Source organism: Streptomyces sp. NPDC005393, assembly GCF_040606675.1.
In the GTDB taxonomy this organism is placed as follows: Bacteria; Actinomycetota; Actinomycetes; order Streptomycetales; family Streptomycetaceae; genus Streptomyces.
In genome coordinates, this window is the sequence record NZ_JBEXFG010000055.1 from 24,201 (window position 1) to 40,415 (window position 16,215).

Annotated in this window: 12 protein-coding genes and 3 pseudogenes; 9 read left to right on the plus strand and 6 right to left on the minus strand. The window is 71.9% G+C overall.

Annotation, left to right across the window (positions count from 1 at the left end; all coding sequences use genetic code 11):
* Positions 1–3: 3 nt before the first annotated feature.
* Positions 4–699 carry a pyridoxamine 5'-phosphate oxidase family protein gene (locus ABZS71_RS30815; protein WP_356215278.1) on the minus strand — a complete coding sequence of 232 codons (696 nt, stop codon included), beginning with the start codon at positions 697–699 and terminating at the stop codon, positions 4–6.
* Between the two features lie 37 nt (positions 700–736).
* Between ABZS71_RS30815 and ABZS71_RS30820 the strand changes: the two genes are divergently transcribed.
* Entirely contained in the window at positions 737–2,065 is a 1,329-nt protein-coding gene (locus tag ABZS71_RS30820; protein WP_356215280.1) for an aminotransferase class I/II-fold pyridoxal phosphate-dependent enzyme, read from the plus strand.
* A gap of 234 nt (positions 2,066–2,299) precedes the next feature.
* On the opposite strand, the gene ABZS71_RS30825 is transcribed toward ABZS71_RS30820, so the two are convergent.
* A complete protein-coding gene (locus tag ABZS71_RS30825) occupies positions 2,300–3,271 on the minus strand; it encodes a DMT family transporter (protein WP_355856835.1) in 972 nt (323 codons plus the stop codon).
* 68 nt (positions 3,272–3,339) lie between these two features.
* On the opposite strand from ABZS71_RS30825, the gene ABZS71_RS30830 reads away from it, so the two are divergent.
* Complete coding sequence (locus tag ABZS71_RS30830; protein ID WP_355856832.1) at positions 3,340–4,248, plus strand: LysR family transcriptional regulator; 909 nt, start codon at positions 3,340–3,342, stop codon at positions 4,246–4,248.
* 4 nt (positions 4,249–4,252) lie between these two features.
* On the opposite strand, the pseudogene ABZS71_RS30835 reads toward ABZS71_RS30830, so the two are convergent.
* A pseudogene (locus tag ABZS71_RS30835) lies at positions 4,253–4,633 on the minus strand (pyridoxamine 5'-phosphate oxidase family protein); the annotation flags it as partial.
* Between ABZS71_RS30835 and ABZS71_RS30840 the strand changes: the two are divergent.
* Positions 4,626–4,826 (plus strand): annotated as a pseudogene (locus ABZS71_RS30840) (cysteine hydrolase); the annotation flags it as partial. The pseudogenes ABZS71_RS30835 and ABZS71_RS30840 sit on opposite strands and share 8 nt — an antisense overlap.
* On the opposite strand, the gene ABZS71_RS30845 reads toward ABZS71_RS30840, so the two are convergent.
* The 3 genes from ABZS71_RS30845 to ABZS71_RS30855 all read right to left on the minus strand — a co-directional run bounded on the left by ABZS71_RS30845 (position 4,792) and on the right by ABZS71_RS30855 (position 9,059).
* Positions 4,792–5,295 carry a Rieske (2Fe-2S) protein gene (locus tag ABZS71_RS30845; protein WP_356215283.1) on the minus strand — a complete coding sequence of 168 codons (504 nt, stop codon included), beginning with the start codon at positions 5,293–5,295 and terminating at the stop codon, positions 4,792–4,794. The pseudogene ABZS71_RS30840 and the gene ABZS71_RS30845 overlap by 35 nt on opposite strands.
* Before the next feature lie 566 nt (positions 5,296–5,861).
* Positions 5,862–7,502, minus strand: a complete 1,641-nt coding sequence (gene pgm / locus ABZS71_RS30850; protein ID WP_356215285.1) for a phosphoglucomutase (alpha-D-glucose-1,6-bisphosphate-dependent) — start codon at positions 7,500–7,502, stop codon at positions 5,862–5,864.
* Positions 7,503–8,393: 891 nt separating this feature from the next.
* Complete coding sequence (locus tag ABZS71_RS30855; RefSeq protein WP_356215287.1) at positions 8,394–9,059, minus strand: GntR family transcriptional regulator; 666 nt, start codon at positions 9,057–9,059, stop codon at positions 8,394–8,396.
* A 94-nt stretch (positions 9,060–9,153) separates the two neighbouring features.
* Here ABZS71_RS30855 and glyA point away from each other — a divergent pair, with 94 nt between their 5' ends.
* The 6 genes and pseudogenes from glyA to ABZS71_RS30885 form a co-directional block, all read left to right on the plus strand.
* Entirely contained in the window at positions 9,154–10,470 is a 1,317-nt protein-coding gene (gene glyA, locus ABZS71_RS30860; protein ID WP_356215289.1) for a serine hydroxymethyltransferase, read from the plus strand.
* Positions 10,467–11,687 (plus strand): sarcosine oxidase subunit beta family protein, encoded by a 1,221-nt coding sequence (locus ABZS71_RS30865; RefSeq protein ID WP_356215291.1) that lies wholly within the window; start codon positions 10,467–10,469, stop codon positions 11,685–11,687. Before glyA ends, ABZS71_RS30865 begins: the two co-directional genes overlap by 4 nt.
* A gap of 34 nt (positions 11,688–11,721) precedes the next feature.
* The gene (locus ABZS71_RS30870) at positions 11,722–12,048 is read left to right on the plus strand and encodes a sarcosine oxidase subunit delta (RefSeq protein ID WP_355856814.1); all 327 of its coding nucleotides are present in this window, start codon (positions 11,722–11,724) and stop codon (positions 12,046–12,048) included.
* Complete coding sequence (locus ABZS71_RS30875; RefSeq protein ID WP_356215293.1) at positions 12,045–14,975, plus strand: sarcosine oxidase subunit alpha family protein; 2,931 nt, start codon at positions 12,045–12,047, stop codon at positions 14,973–14,975. The genes ABZS71_RS30870 and ABZS71_RS30875 overlap by 4 nt, the downstream gene beginning before the upstream one ends.
* Positions 14,968–15,588 (plus strand): sarcosine oxidase subunit gamma family protein, encoded by a 621-nt coding sequence (locus ABZS71_RS30880; protein WP_356215295.1) that lies wholly within the window; start codon positions 14,968–14,970, stop codon positions 15,586–15,588. The genes ABZS71_RS30875 and ABZS71_RS30880 overlap by 8 nt, the downstream gene beginning before the upstream one ends.
* A pseudogene (locus tag ABZS71_RS30885) lies at positions 15,585–15,708 on the plus strand (serine dehydratase beta chain); the annotation flags it as partial. The gene ABZS71_RS30880 and the pseudogene ABZS71_RS30885, both read left to right, overlap by 4 nt.
* Positions 15,709–16,215: the final 507 nt, after the last annotated feature.

The following is a 16,215-nucleotide window of genomic DNA, read 5'->3' on the forward strand; positions in this document are numbered from 1 at the left end:
CCGTCAGCGCCGGGTGAGGTAGCCGGGCACCGGCGTGCCGGGTGCGAGGTCGTCGGCGGGGACCGGCGCGCCGTAGGTGCGGGCGACGGGCAGGACGCCGCTCCAGTGGGGGAGCGCCAGATCCTCGGGGTCGTCGTTGGGCCCGCCGGTGCGGATCTTCGCGGACACCTCGTCGAGGTCGAGGCGGAGGACGGCGGTGGCGGCGAGCTCCTTCGCGTCGGCGGGCCGGGAGTCGGCGGCGCGGCCGGGCACGACATGGTCCACCAGGGCGTCGAGGGCGGCGGCGCGCTCGGCCGGGTCGGTCACCGGGCGGGCGATACCGTGCACCACCACCGAGCGGTAGTTGAGGGAGTGGTGGAACGCGGAGCGGGCCAGGACCAGTCCGTCGACATGGGTGACGGTGAGGCACACCGGCAGCCCCGGGGCCTCGTCCGCCTCTTCCCGGCCCGCCATGTGCAGCGGGCGCGCGCCCGTCGAACCGTGGACGTAGAGGCGTTCGCCGACCCGGCCGTAGAGGGTCGGCAGCACGACGGGCGCGCCGTCGCGTATGAAGCCCAGATGGCAGACGTAACCCTCGTCGAGGATCGCGTGCACCACCTCGCGGTCGTACGAGGCCCGTTCGCGGGCGCGGGTCGGCACGGTGCGGTCGGTCGGCGCGTAGGCGTCGGGCGCGGTGGTCGTGTCGTGGGGCGCGGGCATTTGCGTCCTCTCATTGAACTAGTGCAAAATAGCGATTGTGCTAGGAGAATATCCGATCCAGGGTCGGCGCGCAGTGGAGATCGCGGCCAGTGTCGAGCGCGCCGTCGGCGCCGGTGAGCTGCCGCCCGGCCAACTGCTGCCGCCCTTGCGGGAGTTGGCCGGACAGCTGGGCGTCAATCCCAATACGGTCGCGGCCGCGTATCGCATCCTGCGCGAGCGCGGAGTGATCGAGACGGCCGGCCGCCGGGGGAGCCGGGTCCGCTCGCGCCCCGCCAGCACGCCCCGCGAGTGGATCCGTGTCGAGGCCCCCGGCGCGCGCGACCTCTCGACCGGCAACCCCGACCCCGCGCTGCTGCCCCCGCTCGGTGCGCCGCTCGCGGCGGCCGCGGCGCGCGCGGCGGAGCGCCCGACGCTGTACGGCGCGCCGGACATCGCCCCCGACCTCGCCGAACTGGCCCGTGCCGCCTTCGACGCGGACGGCGTGCCGGCCGGGCCCGTCGCCGTCACCTCCGGCTCGCTCGACGCGATCGAGCGCGTCCTGGCCGCCCACCTGCGGCCCGGAGACACGGTCGCGGTCGAGGACCCCGGCTGGGGCAGCCTGCTCGATCTGATCCCGGCGCTCGGGCTGCGCGCCGTCCCCGTGGAGGTCGACGACGACGGGCCGCTGCCCGAGCGGGTCGAGGAGGCACTGCGCCAGGGGGCGCGGGCGCTGGTGGTCACCGACCGGGCGCAGAACCCGACGGGCGCGGCGGTGAGCGAGGCCCGCGCCCGCGAGCTGCGGGCAGTGCTGGCCGGCCATCCGGCCGTCCTGCTGATCGAGGACGACCACGGGCACGGCATCGTGGATCTGCCCCTGCATCCGCTGGCGGGCGGCACGGACCACTGGGTGCTGGTCCGTGCCACCGCCAAGGCGTACGGGCCCGACCTGCGGCTCGCGGTGCTCACGGGCGACGCGGTCACGGTCGACCGGGTGCGCGGCCGTCAGCGGCTCGGGCCGGGCTGGGTCAGCCATCTGCTGCAGAACACGGTGACGCATCTGTGGCGGACCGGTGCGGTGGATCCGGCGGTGGTCGCGGCGTCGTACGGGGCGCGGCGCGAGGCGCTGGTGCGGGCGCTGCGGGAGCGGGGGATCGCCGCGCACGGGCGGAGCGGGATGAACGTATGGGTGCCGGTCTCCGACGAGACCGGGGCGGTGGCGCGGCTGCTGCAGTCCGGCTGGGCGGTCGCGCCGGGCGCACGCTTCCGGGTGGCCTCGGGGCCGGGGGTGCGGATGACCGTCTCGCCGCTGGACGCGGGGGAGCTGGGGGCGGTCGCGGACGCGGTGGCGTCGGCGACGGGGGCGTCCGTGGCGGGGCGGGTGGACTGAGCCCCCGCCCCTTCCCGGGCCCCCGCCGGGCCCCGCCGAGCCCCCGCCGGGCCCCCGCCCCGGGGCCCGCTCCTCGGACGCCGGAGGGGCTGGAGGTCGGGCTGCGCCTCAATTACCGGGCGGGCGGGATGCCCCTGGTGCGGGCGTCGTTGTTCCGTGCGCGCCGGGTGGGACACCATCGGGTCCTGCGGGCCGGGTCCGGGGCGGAGTCCCGGGGCCCGGCGGGGGGAGGGCTCAGGAGCGTGGCGTGGCCCGTCGCTGGGTGAGGGCCGCGCCCAGCAGGACCACCACCGCGCCCACCGGCGTGTTCCACGTCAGGTGTTCGCCGAGGATCGCCACACCCGCCGCCGTGGCGATGACCGGGACGAAGTACGTCACCATCATCGCCGTCGTCGGGCCGACCTCCGCGACCAGGCCGTACTGGACCAGGAAGGCGACCCCGGTGCCCAGGGCGCCGAGGGCGAGGACCGAGAGCAGGGGCAGGACCGGGAAGGAGCCGGGCGTCGGCGCGAACACCGGGGCGACGAGGGCGAGTTGGACCGTGCCCAGCAGCAGCTGGGCACCGGACATCGACAGATGGGAGTTGCCGGTGCCGCTCAGCGTGTGCCGGACGTACTGCCAGCCGACCGCGTAGCTGGCGGAGGCGACGAGCGCCAGCGCGGTGCCCAGAGGGTCCTGGCCGGAGAAGCCCTGCCACGCGCCGAGCACGATCAGCACGCCGATGAAGCCGAGCCCGAGGCCCGCGACGCGCTGCCGGGTGGGGCGGTCGTCGGAGACCACGGCCACCGCGAGCACCATGCCCCACAGCGGCGAGGCGGCGTTGCAGATGCCCGCGAGGGTGGAGGGGATGGTCAGCTCGGCATAGGCGAAGAGCGAGAACGGGAGGGCGTTGAGGAAGAAGGCGGCGACGGCCAGATGCCCCCACACCCGCACCTCGCGCGGCAGCCGCTCCCGCTTCACGGCCAGGACCGCCAGGAGTACGGCCGTGCCGAACAGCATCCGTCCGAGCGTGACGTACAAGGGGGCGAACGCCTCATTGCCGACCTTGATCAAGAGAAAGCTGAAACCCCAGATCAGGGAGAGCGCGCCGAACCGGATCCGCCAGTCGAGCAGCGGGCGGCGGACAGGGCCGGAGGGAGCGGCGGCGACGGGGGCCGCCGCGGGGGCGGCAGCGGTCGTCGAGGCGGTCACTGTGGTCATGGTCATAACGATGAGGGTTGCAACCTCTTAGAACAAGCGAGTTTTCGTGCGAGTGTTCACGTAGCATTGCTTATATGTTGAACCTGGATCGCCTACGGACCCTGCACGCCGTGGCCCGCCACGGCTCCGTGAGCGGCGCCGCCGAAGGGCTGCATGTGACCACCTCCGCCGTCTCCCAGCAGCTCGCGAAGCTGGAGCGGGAGACCGGTCAGCAGCTGCTCGCCAAGAACGGCCGCGGGGTGCGCCTCACCGATGCCGGACGGCTGCTCTCCGACCATGCCGCGCGGATCCTCTCCCAGGTGGAGCTGGCCCAGGCGGATCTGGAGGCGCAGCGCGGACACGCCGTCGGCGAGCTGCTGCTGGGCGCCTTTCCGACCGCCGTCCGCGGCCTCTTCCCGGCCGCGCTGGGCCGGCTGCGCACCGAACACCCTCAGCTGCACATCCGGTTGCAGGAGATGGAGCCGGATGAGTCGGTGCCCGCGGTGGTGCGGGGCGATATCGACCTCGGGGTCGTGCTCGACTGGTACAACAAGCCGCTGCCGATGCCCGACGGGCTGGTCAAGGCGCCGCTGATGGACGATCCGGTGGATGTGGCGATGCCCGCGTACCACCCCTTCGCCGACCGCTGCGGGGTCGAGCCGGAGGACTTCGTGGACGACGAGTGGGTGTCCTGGCCCAAGGGCGGGTTCTGCTACGACTGGCTGATGGTGACGCTGCGCGGCAAGGGCATCGAGCCCCGGATCCGCCACACCGCGCGCGAGCACCACACCCAGCTCGCGCTGATCGCCGCCGGGCTCGGCGTCGCCGTCGTGCCCCGGCTGGGCCGTGGCCCGGTGCCCGCGGGGGTGCGGATGGTGCCCGTGAGCCAGCCCACGATGCGGCGGCACATCTACGCGATCTGGCGCGCCGACGCCGACCGCAGGCCCTCGATTCGGGCGGCCGTGGAAGTGCTGCGCTCGGTGGGGGAGAAGATCGCCGACTGAGGCGTCACCGGGGGAGCTTGCGGAAGTCCCAGGAGGTGACCGCCTCCGGGACCAGTCGCAGCCAGGCGTGCCGGCCGTCGTGCGGCATGGTGTCCAGACCGGAGTACTTCGCCGCGAACAGCCGCTCGGGCGTGTCGAGTTCGGGACACGACACGCTGGTGCGCGGGGCCTCGCCCACGAGCGCCGTCTCCCCGGCGAGCTCCACCCCGCGCAGCTCGCCGTAGTCGTGCCCGTCGTCGACGACCACCGCGATCCGCGGATCGCTACGCAGTTCGGACCAGCGGCGGCTGCGGGTGAGGGAGTAGAGCCACAGGGCGGTGCCGTCCCAGGCGAACCACAGCGCGCTGACATGGGGCCGCCCGTCCGCGGCCACGGTCGCCACCTTCGACGCGGTCAACCTCGGCTATACGGCCGTGGTGCCCGAGGACGCGATCGCCGGGGTGCCCGCCTCGTACACCCCGGCGATGGTCCGTCACACCCTCGCTCTCGTGGCCGCCGTCACCACGGCCGACGAGGTGATCGCCTGCTGGAGGCGATCGTCCGTCACGCCATCCAGATCGAGTTTCCCTGCACCTTGATCTGCGCTCCGGGCAGCGGCTTCTGCGCCGGGCCGCCCTTCACACTGCCGTCGGTGATGTCGAACATGCTCTGGTGGCACGGGCAGTTGATGGTGCCGCCGGTCACATCGCCGACCGAGCACCCCTGGTGGGTGCAGATCGACGAGAAGGCCTTGAACTCGCCCGCGGTGGGCTGGACCACCACGACCTTGTGGTCCTTGAAGACCATGCCACCGCCCTCCGGGATCTGGGAGGTCTTGGCCAGCTCCATCCCGCCCCCGCCGCCCGACTGGCCGGAGTCGCCGGCCGCCGCGCTCTCCGATGGCTGCGAGGAACCCGCGCCCTGGGCGTCGCTCACGCTTCCGTTGTCCGATCCATTGCCGTCGTCTTTGCCGCACGCGGCGAGGGTGGCGGCGAGCCCGGCCGCTCCGGCCGCGGTGACAACGGCACGGCGGGTGGTGCCGCGCCCGGTGGTTGCCGGCTGCGTCATGGTGGTGCCTCCTGTCGGGGGACGTTTCGCGGTTCCATACGGAAGCGGGCGCCGAAGCGTTCAGCCGCGGACATGGATCATCGGGGATTCGGCCCACACCGTGGACCGTGAAGCGCAGGTGCCCGACGAGGAGGCGGTTGGACGTGCCCCTGCCGGCCCGTGCCAGGGGTCGGCGCGGCTGCACACCCGGTCGGCGAGGCCGGGGCCCTCCAGCAGTGACTGCTGGGCGAACGTCCGGTTGTCAAGGGCCCGCACCCCGGTACCTTGCAGGGCGCACCAGGCGGTGCGGGCCCGCACCGCCGGCGCTGCCGTACTCGTTGCTCCGGCGGTTGCCGGGCCGCTGCCCCCATCGCCGAACGGTGGGGTGTGACCCGAGATGTACCGGGGACAGACCGCGGAATCCCAGGTCGGCGCGGCCCGAACGGCAGGTCGGGAAGGGCTTGCTGGACCAGGGAGCGCGCCGCGAGGACCGTGGAGGCCCGGCCTCGGCGGCAGGGCCGGAAGGGCGCGCCGGACCAGCCGTGGACGGACGCGTCGTCAGATGCCGTCACCGGGGGCCCGAGGGGTCAGCTGTTCAAGGCCGCCGTCACGACGGCCCGGGCCTCCTCCTGTACGCGCGTGAGGTGGTCGGGTCCGAGGAAGGACTCGGCGTACACCTTGTAGACGTCCTCGGTGCCCGAAGGGCGTGCGGCGAACCAGGCGTTGGCGGTGGTCACCTTGATGCCGCCGATGGCCGCTCCGTTGCCCGGAGCCTGTGTGAGCACGGCAGTGATCGGTTCCCCGGCCAGGGTGTCGGCCTTCACCTGGTCGGGAGAGAGCCGGCTCAGTACGGCCTTCTCCTCGCGGGTCGCGGGGGCGTCGACACGGGCGTAGGCCGGTTCGCCGAACCGGGCGGTGAGCGACGCGTAGTGCTCGCTCGGCGTCCGCTCTGTCACGGCCAGGATCTCGGACGCGAGCAGGGCCAGGAGGATGCCGTCCTTGTCGGTGGTCCACACCGAGCCGTCACGGCGCAGGAACGAGGCCCCGGCGGACTCCTCGCCGCCGAAGCCGAGGGTGCCGTCGGCCAGCCCGTCCACGAACCACTTGAAACCGACCGGTACTTCGATCAGTTCGCGGCCGAGGTCGGCCGCCACCCGGTCGATCATGCTGGAGGACACGAGTGTCTTGCCGATGCCGATGTCGTCCGGCCACTGTTCGCGGTGGGTGTAGAGATAGGCGATGGCGGCGGCGAGATAGTGGTTGGGGTTCATCAGTCCGCCGTCCGGGGTGACGATGCCGTGCCGGTCGGCGTCGGCGTCGTTGCCGGTGGTGATCTGGAAGCGGTCGCGGCGCTCGATCAGCGACGCCATCGCGTGCGGCGAGGAGCAGTCCATCCGGATCTTGCCGTCCCAGTCCAGTGTCATGAACCGCCAGGTGGGATCGACGAGCGGGTTGACGACGGTGAGATCGAGGCGGTGCTCCTCGGCGATGCGGCCCCAGTACGCGACGGACGCGCCCCCGAGCGGGTCGGCGCCGATGTGCACACGCGCGGCGCGCACGGCGTCCAGGTCGAGTACGGACGGCAGATCCTGCACATAGGCGCCGAGGAAGTCGTACCGTCCGGTGGTCGGCGCGGCCAGTGCCCTGGCGTGGTGCAGCCGCCGTACGTCCTTCAGGCCGCCCCTGATGATCTCGTTGGCGCGCTCCTGGATCCAGCCGGTCGCGTCTGAACCGGCGGGCCCGCCGTTCGGGAGGTTGTACTTGAAGCCGCCGTCGGACGGCGGATTGTGCGAGGGCGTGACCACCACGCCGTCGGCCCGGCCGGAGGTGCGCCCGCGGTTGTGGGTGAGGATGGCGTGGGACACGGCCGGGGTGGGGGTGTAGCCGTCGGCGGAGTCGATGAGCAGGGTGACTCCGTTCGCGGCGAAGACCTCCACGGCGGTCACCCGGGCGGGTTCGGACAGTGCATGGGTGTCGGCGCCGAGGAACAGCGGTCCGTCGGTTCCCTGCTGGGCCCGGTACTCGCAGATCGCCTGGCTGGTGGCGGCGATGTGGTCCTCGTTGAAGGCGGTGGCGAGGGAGGATCCGCGGTGTCCCGACGTGCCGAAGGTGACCCGCTGGGCGGGTTCGGCCGGGTCGGGGTGCAAGGCGTAGTACGTGGTCACCAGCCGAGCCACATCGACGAGGTCCTCCGGCCGCGCCGGCTGTCCCGCGCGCTCGTTCGGCATGCGTCCACTCCTTCGCCTCGGTGCGATCAGTGCACAAGTCATGATCGCCTGTCCGTCGCGTTTCGTCCGGCTGCCCCTCCGCACGGATGTGCCGACGGACGTTCCAGGCAGGCATGCCCAGCGTGGGCCCGGGCACCCGCATCGCACACGGCGATTCCCTGAAAGCTGGCCCGTCCGCTGCCGGCGTCCACGTTCATCACGGGTGATTTTTCGAGTATGAGGTCACCCGAAGGCGAGCGGAACCGGAACCACGTCACCACGCGCTGCCGCGGTCTCGTCACCGACGACCGACGACGTCACCGGCGAAGTCGTCGCACTACCCCTGCCGAAGTTCTTCAACGTCGGTGAACACGAGGCCGGTCAGCCGCACGCTCCCGCCCTGCCGGACGAACCGTTCGAGGTGTACGACAAGGTCGACGGCGGCCTGCTCCGCATGCGGCGATCACAGGGTGTACCCCAGCCGGTACCAGCTACTGCTCGCAGCCCCAGCCGAAGTGGCAGCACTGGCGGATGAAGTGACTGGTCGAGTGGAGCGACCAGGCGAAGTAAACCCCGGGACGGCCGTGAAGGCACCGGTCGGCGGAGGATCTCTCGCGACGTGTTCGCACCGACCAGCGAGCGAGTCGATCGCCCAACTCCCCGAAGACGACGTCGCCCCGCACCTGTGGACCACCCTGGCGGGCAGGCCACGCCTGCGCCGGGAGGATCCGCGGGGCGCCGCGCACTGACGCGGAGAGCCCTCGGCCCCGTCGTGCACATCTCCCTGCCCCGCGGCGACGCGTCCTCCAACTCCCAAAGGTTGAAAGCGAGTTGGTGGTCTCCGGACTTCACACACGCGCCGCGCCCGCAGCCTCCCGTCAACGTCCCGGGAGTCTCCGGTCGGATGGCGTCTCAGAGGGCGTCGCGAATGGCCCGTTCGAAGCCCTCGACGTGACTGCGGGCGAGCTGTGCCGCCTTCTCGGGGTCACCGGCGACGATCGCCTCGATCAACGGTCCGTGCTCTTCGACGTGGCCGGCCATGTCGGACAGACGGTCGATGAACAGGCACCAGATGCGGGTGGCCAGGTTGTCGTGGCGGACGAGGGTGTCCTCCAGGTACGGGTTGTGTGTGGCGGCGTAGATGGCGCGGTGGACCTGAAGGTCCAGACGCATGAGCTCGGCGGCGTCGCGCCGACGGGAATCCACGCTCTCCAGCTCCCGCAGTACGGCTGTCAGGGTCGCACGGTCCGTGGCCGTGGCGCGCCGCGCGGCCTGGGCGGCGGCCAGGGGCTCCAGCTCCTGACGCACCTCGGAGATGTGGGCCAGGTCGGTGATGTTGACGTCGGTGGCGAAGGTGCCGCGTCGGGGGTAGGTCGTGATCAGGCGCTCGTACTGGAGCCGCTTGAGCGCCTCGCGCACCGGCGTCCGTCCGACGCCGAGGGACTGTGCCAACTGGTCCTCGTTGATCGGCGCGCCCGGGCGGATCTCGAGCATCACGAGCCGGTCGCGGATGGCGCGGTAGGCGCGCTCGGCGAGGGACAGCTCCTCGCCCCTGGGCTCGGTCGCCACGTGCTGCATGAAACCCCCTTGACCTGTCCAGCGAGCTCCCATACCTTACCGCAGAGGCTGATATATCAGTTGCTCATTAGTTGGCTCTCAGGATGGTGTACGGATGGCAACGAACCCGTCGATCACCGCGGTCACCTCCCCCCTCTCCCTCCCGCTCAGCAAGCTCGACCCGGATGTCGCCACCGCGGTGGACGCCGAGCTCCACCGTCAGCAGTCGACCCTTGAAATGATCGCCTCGGAGAACTTCGCCCCGGCCGCTGTCATGGAGGCCCAGGGCTCGGTGCTGACCAACAAATACGCCGAGGGCTACCCGGGCCGCCGCTACTACGGCGGCTGCGAGCACGTCGACGTCATCGAGCAGTTGGCCATCGACCGGGTCAAGGAACTGTTCGGCGCCGAGGCCGCGAACGTGCAGCCGCACTCGGGCGCCCAGGCCAACGCGGCCGCGATGTTCGCGCTGCTCAAGCCCGGCGACACGATCCTCGGCCTCGACCTGGCGCACGGTGGGCACCTGACCCACGGCATGCGCATCAACTACTCCGGCCGGCTGTACAAGGTCGTGCCGTACCACGTGCGCGAGTCCGATCTGCGCATCGACATGGACGAGGTCGAGCAGCTCGCTCTCGCGCACCGGCCCAAGATGATCGTCGCCGGTTGGTCGGCCTACCCCCGCCGGCTGGACTTCGCCGGGTTCCGGCGGATCGCCGACGAGGTGGGCGCGTATCTGATGGTGGACATGGCGCACTTCGCCGGGCTGGTGGCCGCGGGCCTGCACCCGAGCCCGGTGCCGTACGCCGACGTCGTGACGACCACCACGCACAAGACCCTCGGCGGCCCGCGCGGCGGTGTGATCCTCAGCCGTGCCGACCTGGCCAAGAAGATCAACTCCGCGGTCTTCCCGGGCCAGCAGGGCGGCCCGTTGGAGCACGTCATCGCGGCGAAGGCGGTGGCCTTCAAGGTGGCGGCGAGCGAGGAGTTCAAGGAGCGCCAGCAGCGCACGCTGGACGGCGCCCGCGTCCTCGCCGGACGGCTGCTGGCCGACGATGTGGCCGAGGCCGGGATCACGGTGCTGACAGGCGGCACCGAAGTCCACCTGGTCCTCGTCGACCTGCGGAACTCCGCGCTCGACGGGCAGCAGGCCGAGGACCGGCTGCATCGCATCGGCATCACCGTCAACCGCAACGCGGTGCCGTTCGACCCCCGCCCGCCGATGATCTCCTCGGGACTGCGGATCGGAACCCCGGCCCTGGCCACCCGGGGCTTCGGCGAGGCGGAGTTCCGGGAGGTCGCCGACATCATCGCCCAGGCTCTGAAGGACGAGCGGCTCAGCGATGAGCGCGCGGGCCTGCTGCGTGACCGGGTCGAAAAGCTCGCCGGGGCGTTCCCCCTCTACCCCCACCTGAACGGAGACGCGGCATGACCAGCACGCCGCTGCCGGAGCATCCGGACTTCCTCTGGCGCAACCCCGAGCCGCGCTCCTCGTACGACGTCGTCATCATCGGCGCGGGAGGCCACGGCCTGGCCACCGCCTACTACCTCGCCAAGAACCACGGCATCACCAACGTCGCCGTCCTGGAGAAGGGCTGGCTGGCCGGCGGCAATATGGCACGCAACACCACGATCATCCGCTCGAACTACCTGTGGGACGAGAGCGTGGCGATCTACGAGTACGCGCTCAAGCTGTGGGAGCGGCTCCCGGAGGAGCTGGACTACGACTTCCTGTTCAGCCAGCGCGGCGTCCTCAACCTCGCGCACACCCTGCAGGACGTCCGCGAGGGCGTGCGCCGCGTCAACGCCAACCGCCTCAACGGCGTCGACGCCCAGTGGCTCGAACCGGACGAGGTCGCCGAGGTCTGCCCGATCGTCAACGTCTCGCCCGCCACCCGGTACCCGGTCCTCGGCGGCACCTTCCAGCCCCGCGCCGGCATCGCCAAGCACGACCACGTCGCCTGGGCGCTGGCCCGCCGGGCCGACGAGATGGGTGTGGATCTGATCCAGGGGTGCGAGGTCACCGGCTTCCTCAAGGACGGCGACCGGGTCGTGGGCGTCGAGTCCAGCCGCGGCCGCATCCTCGCCGGCCGGGTCGGCCTCGCGGCCGCCGGGCACAGCAGCGTGCTGGCACAGCGGGCCGGCTTCCGGTTGCCGGTGCAGTCCCATCCGCTGCAGGCGCTGGTCTCCGAGCTGCACGAGCCGGTGCACCCCACCGTGGTGATGTCGAACCACGTGCACGTCTACGTCTCCCAGGCACACAAGGGCGAGCTGGTGATGGGCGCGGGCGTCGACGCCTACAACGGCTACGGGCAGCGCGGCTCCTTCCACGTGATCGAGCATCAGATGGCCGCCGCCGTCGAGCTGTTCCCCGTCTTCGCCCGTGCGCACGTGCTGCGGACCTGGGGCGGCATCGTCGACGTCACCCCGGACGCCTCCCCGATCATCGGCACCACCCCCGTCGAGAACCTCTACGTCAACTGCGGCTGGGGCACCGGCGGATTCAAGGCCACCCCGGCCGCCGGCTGGACCTTCGCGCACACCATCGCCACGGGCGAGCCGCATCCGCTGAGCGCCCCCTTCGCCCTTGAACGCTTTACGACGGGCGCATTGATCGACGAACACGGCGCCGCGGCCGTGGCCCACTGAGAGCCCGCCCAGGGCCCGCTGAGAGAAGGACACCGTGCTGCTGATCACCTGCCCATGGTGCGGTCCCCGTGACGAGACCGAGTACCACTACGGGGGACAGGCCCATGTCCCCTACCCCGAGACCCCCGCGGACCTCGACGACCGGCAGTGGGCCGAGTACGTCTTCTACCGCGACAACCCCAAGGGCTCCTTCGCCGAGCGGTGGATGCACAGCACCGGCTGCCGCCGCTGGTTCAACGTCCTGCGCGACACCGTCACATACGAGGTGCTCGCCGTCTACCGGCTCGACGAGCCCCGCCCCGACCTCCCCGACCTGCGTGATGTCCACCAGCCCGCCGAACCGGCCGGAGGGAACCGATGACCGACCAGCGATTCCGGCTCCGGCAAAAGGGCCGCATCGACCGCGGCGCTGTGCTGCGGTTCACCGTCGACGGGCGGGAACTGACCGGGCACCCCGGTGACACCGTCGCCTCGGCGATGCTGGCGAGCGGGCTCGTCGAGGTCACTCCGTCGATCTACCGCAGCCGCCCGCGCGGCATCGTCGCCGCAGGTGTCGAGGAGCCCAACGCCCTGCTGCAGATCGGCGGCCCGTGCTCGGAGGGCATGTTGCCGGCGACGGCGGTAGAGCTGTACGACGGGCTGTCCGCCACGACGCTGTCCGGGATGGGTCGGCTCGACCCGAACCCCGACCCCGCCGTCTACGACAAGAAGTACGTGCACACCGACGTCCTGGTCGTCGGCGCCGGACCGGCCGGGCTCGCAGCCGCCGCCGCTGCCGCCGGCTCCGGCGCCCGCGTGATCCTCGTCGACGACCAGCCCGAGCCCGGCGGTTCGCTGCTCTCCGGGCGCACCGAGACGGTCGGCGCGCAGACCGCCCTCGAGTGGGTCGCCGAAGTCCGCGCGGTACTCGACGCCGCCCCCGAGGTCGTCGTCCTGCAGCGCACCACGGCGTTCGGCTCGTACGACGACAACTATGTGCTGGCCCTGCAGCGGCGCACCGACCACCTCGGAGCCGACGCCCCCGAACCGTCCGAAGGCGTCTCGCGCCAGCGGCTGTGGCACATACGGGCCCGCCAGGTGGTCCTGGCGACCGGCGCTCACGAGCGCCCGCTGGTCTTCGCCGGCAACGACCGCCCCGGGGTGATGCTCGCCGCGGCCGTGCGCTCGTACCTCAACCGGTACGCCGTGGCTCCGGGCTCGCGGGCCGTGGTGAGCACGACCAACGACAGCGCCTATGACACGGTCGCCGATCTCCACGCCGCCGGGATCGACATCGCCGCCGTCGTGGACGCGCGCCCCGAGCTGTCCCACCGGGCCGCCGAGGTCGCCGTGGCGACCGGGGCGCGGGTGCTGACGGGCAGTGCGGTGGTCGACACCGCGGGCGGCGGTCGCCTCACCGGCGTCACCGTCCAGGCCCTCGACGACCGCGGTCAACTCACCGGTGACCCGGAGTCGTTCGACTGCGACCTGCTCGCCGTCTCGGGCGGGTGGAGCCCGGTGGTGCACCTGCACAGCCAGCGCCAGGGCCGGCTGCGCTGGGACGAGGACCTGGTCGCCTTCGTCCCCGACGGCACCGTACGGGACCAGCACGTCGTCGGTGCGGCCCGCGGGACGTACGACCTCGACGGCTGTCTGGCCGAAGGGGCGCGAGCCGGTGCGCGGGCCGCGACGGACGCCGGATTCCCGGTTCCCGTGCCCGCACCGCCGTCCGACGACGCGCGGCCCGGGGCCGGAGCGGGCCCGGTGCGCGCACTGTGGCTGGTGCCTGCCCCCGACAACGGCTCCGACAGCGGTCGGGACAGCGACCCCGGTACTTGGGACACCCACTTCGTCGACCTGCAGCGCGACGTCACAGTCGCCGACGTCTGGCGGTCCACCGGCGCCGGCATGCGCGGTGTCGAGCACGTCAAGCGCTACACCTCGCTCGGCACGGCCAACGACCAGGGCAAGACTTCCGGCGTCAACGCGATCGGTGTGATCGCCGAGGCCCTTGGCACGGGTGCATCACCCGGAGAGATCGGCACCACGGCCTACCGGGCGCCGTACACGCCGGTGGCTTTCGCCGCCCTGGCCGGGCGTGAGCGCGGCGAGCTGTTCGATCCGGAGCGCACGACCTCCATCCACAGCTGGCACGTCGCTCACGGGGCGGTGTTCGAGGACGTCGGGCAGTGGAAACGCCCCTGGTACTACCCCCGGCCCGGTGAGGACATGGACACGGCCGTGGCCCGCGAGTGCCGCGCGGCCCGTGAGGGGGTGGCGTTCATGGACGCCTCCACCCTCGGCAAGATCGAGATCTGGGGCGCGGACGCGGGCGAGTACCTCAACCGCATCTACACCAACGCCTTCAAGAAGCTCAAGCCCGGCCTCGCCCGCTACGGCGTGATGTGCAAGCCCGACGGGATGATCTTCGATGACGGCGTGACGCTGCGCCTCGAGGAGAACCGCTACTTCATGACCACCACGACCGGCGGCGCCGCCGCGGTCCTGGACTGGCTGGAGGAGTGGCTGCAGACCGAGTGGCCCGAACTCGACGTCCACTGCACCTCGGTGACCGAGCAGTGGGCGACGATCGCTGTCGTCGGCCCCCGGTCGCGCCAGGTCGTCGCCCAACTCGCGCCCGACGTCGACCTGTCCGCCGAAGCATTCCCCTTCATGGCCTTCCGCGAGACCACCCTGGCCTCCGGTATCCCGGCCCGCATCTGCCGGATCTCCTTCTCCGGCGAACTCGCCTACGAAATCAACGTCTCCGCGTGGTACGGCCTGGCCATCTGGGAGCAGGTGTACGAGGCCGGGCGGCCGTACGGCATCACTCCGTACGGCACCGAGACCATGCACGTCCTGCGGGCCGAGAAGGGCTACATCATCGTCGGCCAGGACACCGACGGCACCGTCACCCCGCAGGACGCGGGCATGTCCTGGGTGGTCTCGAAGCAGAAGGACTTCGTCGGAAAGCGGTCCTACTCTCGCGCCGACACCTCCCGCACCGACCGCAAGCAGCTGGTCGGCCTGCTACCGAGCGATCGCAGGACCCGGCTGCCCGAGGGCACCCAACTCGTCGCGCCGAACGTGCCCGTCACCCCCGGGGCCGGGCCGGTGCCGATGCTCGGCCACGTCACCTCCAGCTACTACAGCCCGGCCCTCGGCCGCCCCTTCGCCCTCGCCCTCGTCGCCGACGGGCGGGCAAGGATCGGCGAGACCCTGCTCGCCCCGGTGGGCGAGGACCTGGTGCCCGTCCTGGTGGCCGACTCCGTCCTCTACGACCCCGAAGGGACCAGGCGAGATGGCTGAGCTGATCGGCGCAGGCCCAGTAGCGCTGCGCAGAAGTCCCCTGGCACATCTGGAGGAGCGGATGCGCGCCGCCGCCGTCACCGGCGCCCGCGGCGTCACGCTGACCGAGTGGCCATTCATCACCATGGTGAACCTGCGCGTCGACCCCGCTTCCGAAGCGGCCGACCGCATCGAGAAGACCCTGGGGGCGCCGCTCCCGCGGCAGTGCGGCCACACCACCGCATCGGGCCCTCACACGGTCGTCTGGCTCGGCCCCGACGAGTGGCTCGTGCTGTCCCAGGCCGATGAGACCGCTGTGGCCGCCGAGTTGCGGGAGGCACTCGGAGGAGGCCCGGGCTCGGTTGTGGACGTCTCGGCGAACCGCACCACGCTGGAGCTGAGTGGCCCGGCCGCTCGGCAGGTGCTGGAGAAGGGCTGCCCGCTGGACCTGCATCCTCGGGCCTTCGGTCCCGGCCAGGCGGTGTCGACCACGGTGGGACCTGTTGCGGTGCTGCTCTGGCAGGTCGACGGCGCGCCGACGTACCGGCTGTTCCCGCGGTCCTCGTTCGCCGACTACCTGGCGCGCTGGCTCATCGATGCGATGAGCGAGTACCGCGGCCTGGAGGTGCCCTGACGGCGTTGAGTGCGTTCGATCTGTACTCGGTCGGCATCGGCCCTTCCTCCTCTCACACGGTGGGTGCCGATGCGGGCGGCCCGGCGCTTCGTCAGGCTCCTGGACGGTGAGGGCTTCCTGCCAAGCCGGCGGACGGTGGCCGCGCTGACCTTGTGGCCGAGGCGGCGCAGTTCGTCCGGGCCGGCCGGCTCGGTGGCCACCTTCTCCGCGGCAGCCGCAACATGGACACGGTCAAAGGTGACAGGCCCCGTTGCCCTGTCATGCCGGACGGCCTCGACGAGCGCGGCGACCTGGCCCCGCCAGTGCACGAGGGCTGCAAGGGAACCGCTCCCATTCGTGTCCACGCTGCCATCTTGCTCACGGCCTCGTCCTCGCGCAGCGGTGCCGTCTCATCAGCTCGGAGCCGGCTGCACTGGCCTGGGTTTGGTTCCCACCTTGTGGTGGGCAGGGCGGCTGAATGCCTCGGGCCATGCTGGACCGGGCCTGCGCTGTGACCGGGCGCGGGCCGGGGCAGTCGCTATGCTGCCCCGGCCCGCCACCACCACGGGCGCGGGCCGGGGCACCGGGGCCCAGTTCCACGGCGTCGTCGGCCGGCCCCACCAGCGCCCGGCCGGTGCCCAGCACCAC

Bases quoted from the DNA above. Each gene is read 5' to 3' on its own strand.
- ABZS71_RS30815 (WP_356215278.1), bottom strand. From the start codon at position 699: ATGCCCGCGCCCCACGACACGACCACCGCGCCCGACGCCTACGCGCCG.
- ABZS71_RS30825 (WP_355856835.1), bottom strand. From the start codon at position 3,271: ATGACCATGACCACAGTGACCGCCTCGACGACCGCTGCCGCCCCCGCG.
- ABZS71_RS30830 (WP_355856832.1), top strand. From the start codon at position 3,340: ATGTTGAACCTGGATCGCCTACGGACCCTGCACGCCGTGGCCCGCCAC.
- ABZS71_RS30845 (WP_356215283.1), bottom strand. From the start codon at position 5,295: ATGACGCAGCCGGCAACCACCGGGCGCGGCACCACCCGCCGTGCCGTT.
- pgm (WP_356215285.1), bottom strand. From the start codon at position 7,502: ATGCCGAACGAGCGCGCGGGACAGCCGGCGCGGCCGGAGGACCTCGTC.
- ABZS71_RS30855 (WP_356215287.1), bottom strand. From the start codon at position 9,059: ATGCAGCACGTGGCGACCGAGCCCAGGGGCGAGGAGCTGTCCCTCGCC.
- glyA (WP_356215289.1), top strand. From the start codon at position 9,154: ATGGCAACGAACCCGTCGATCACCGCGGTCACCTCCCCCCTCTCCCTC.
- ABZS71_RS30865 (WP_356215291.1), top strand. From the start codon at position 10,467: ATGACCAGCACGCCGCTGCCGGAGCATCCGGACTTCCTCTGGCGCAAC.
- ABZS71_RS30875 (WP_356215293.1), top strand. From the start codon at position 12,045: ATGACCGACCAGCGATTCCGGCTCCGGCAAAAGGGCCGCATCGACCGC.
- ABZS71_RS30880 (WP_356215295.1), top strand. From the start codon at position 14,968: ATGGCTGAGCTGATCGGCGCAGGCCCAGTAGCGCTGCGCAGAAGTCCC.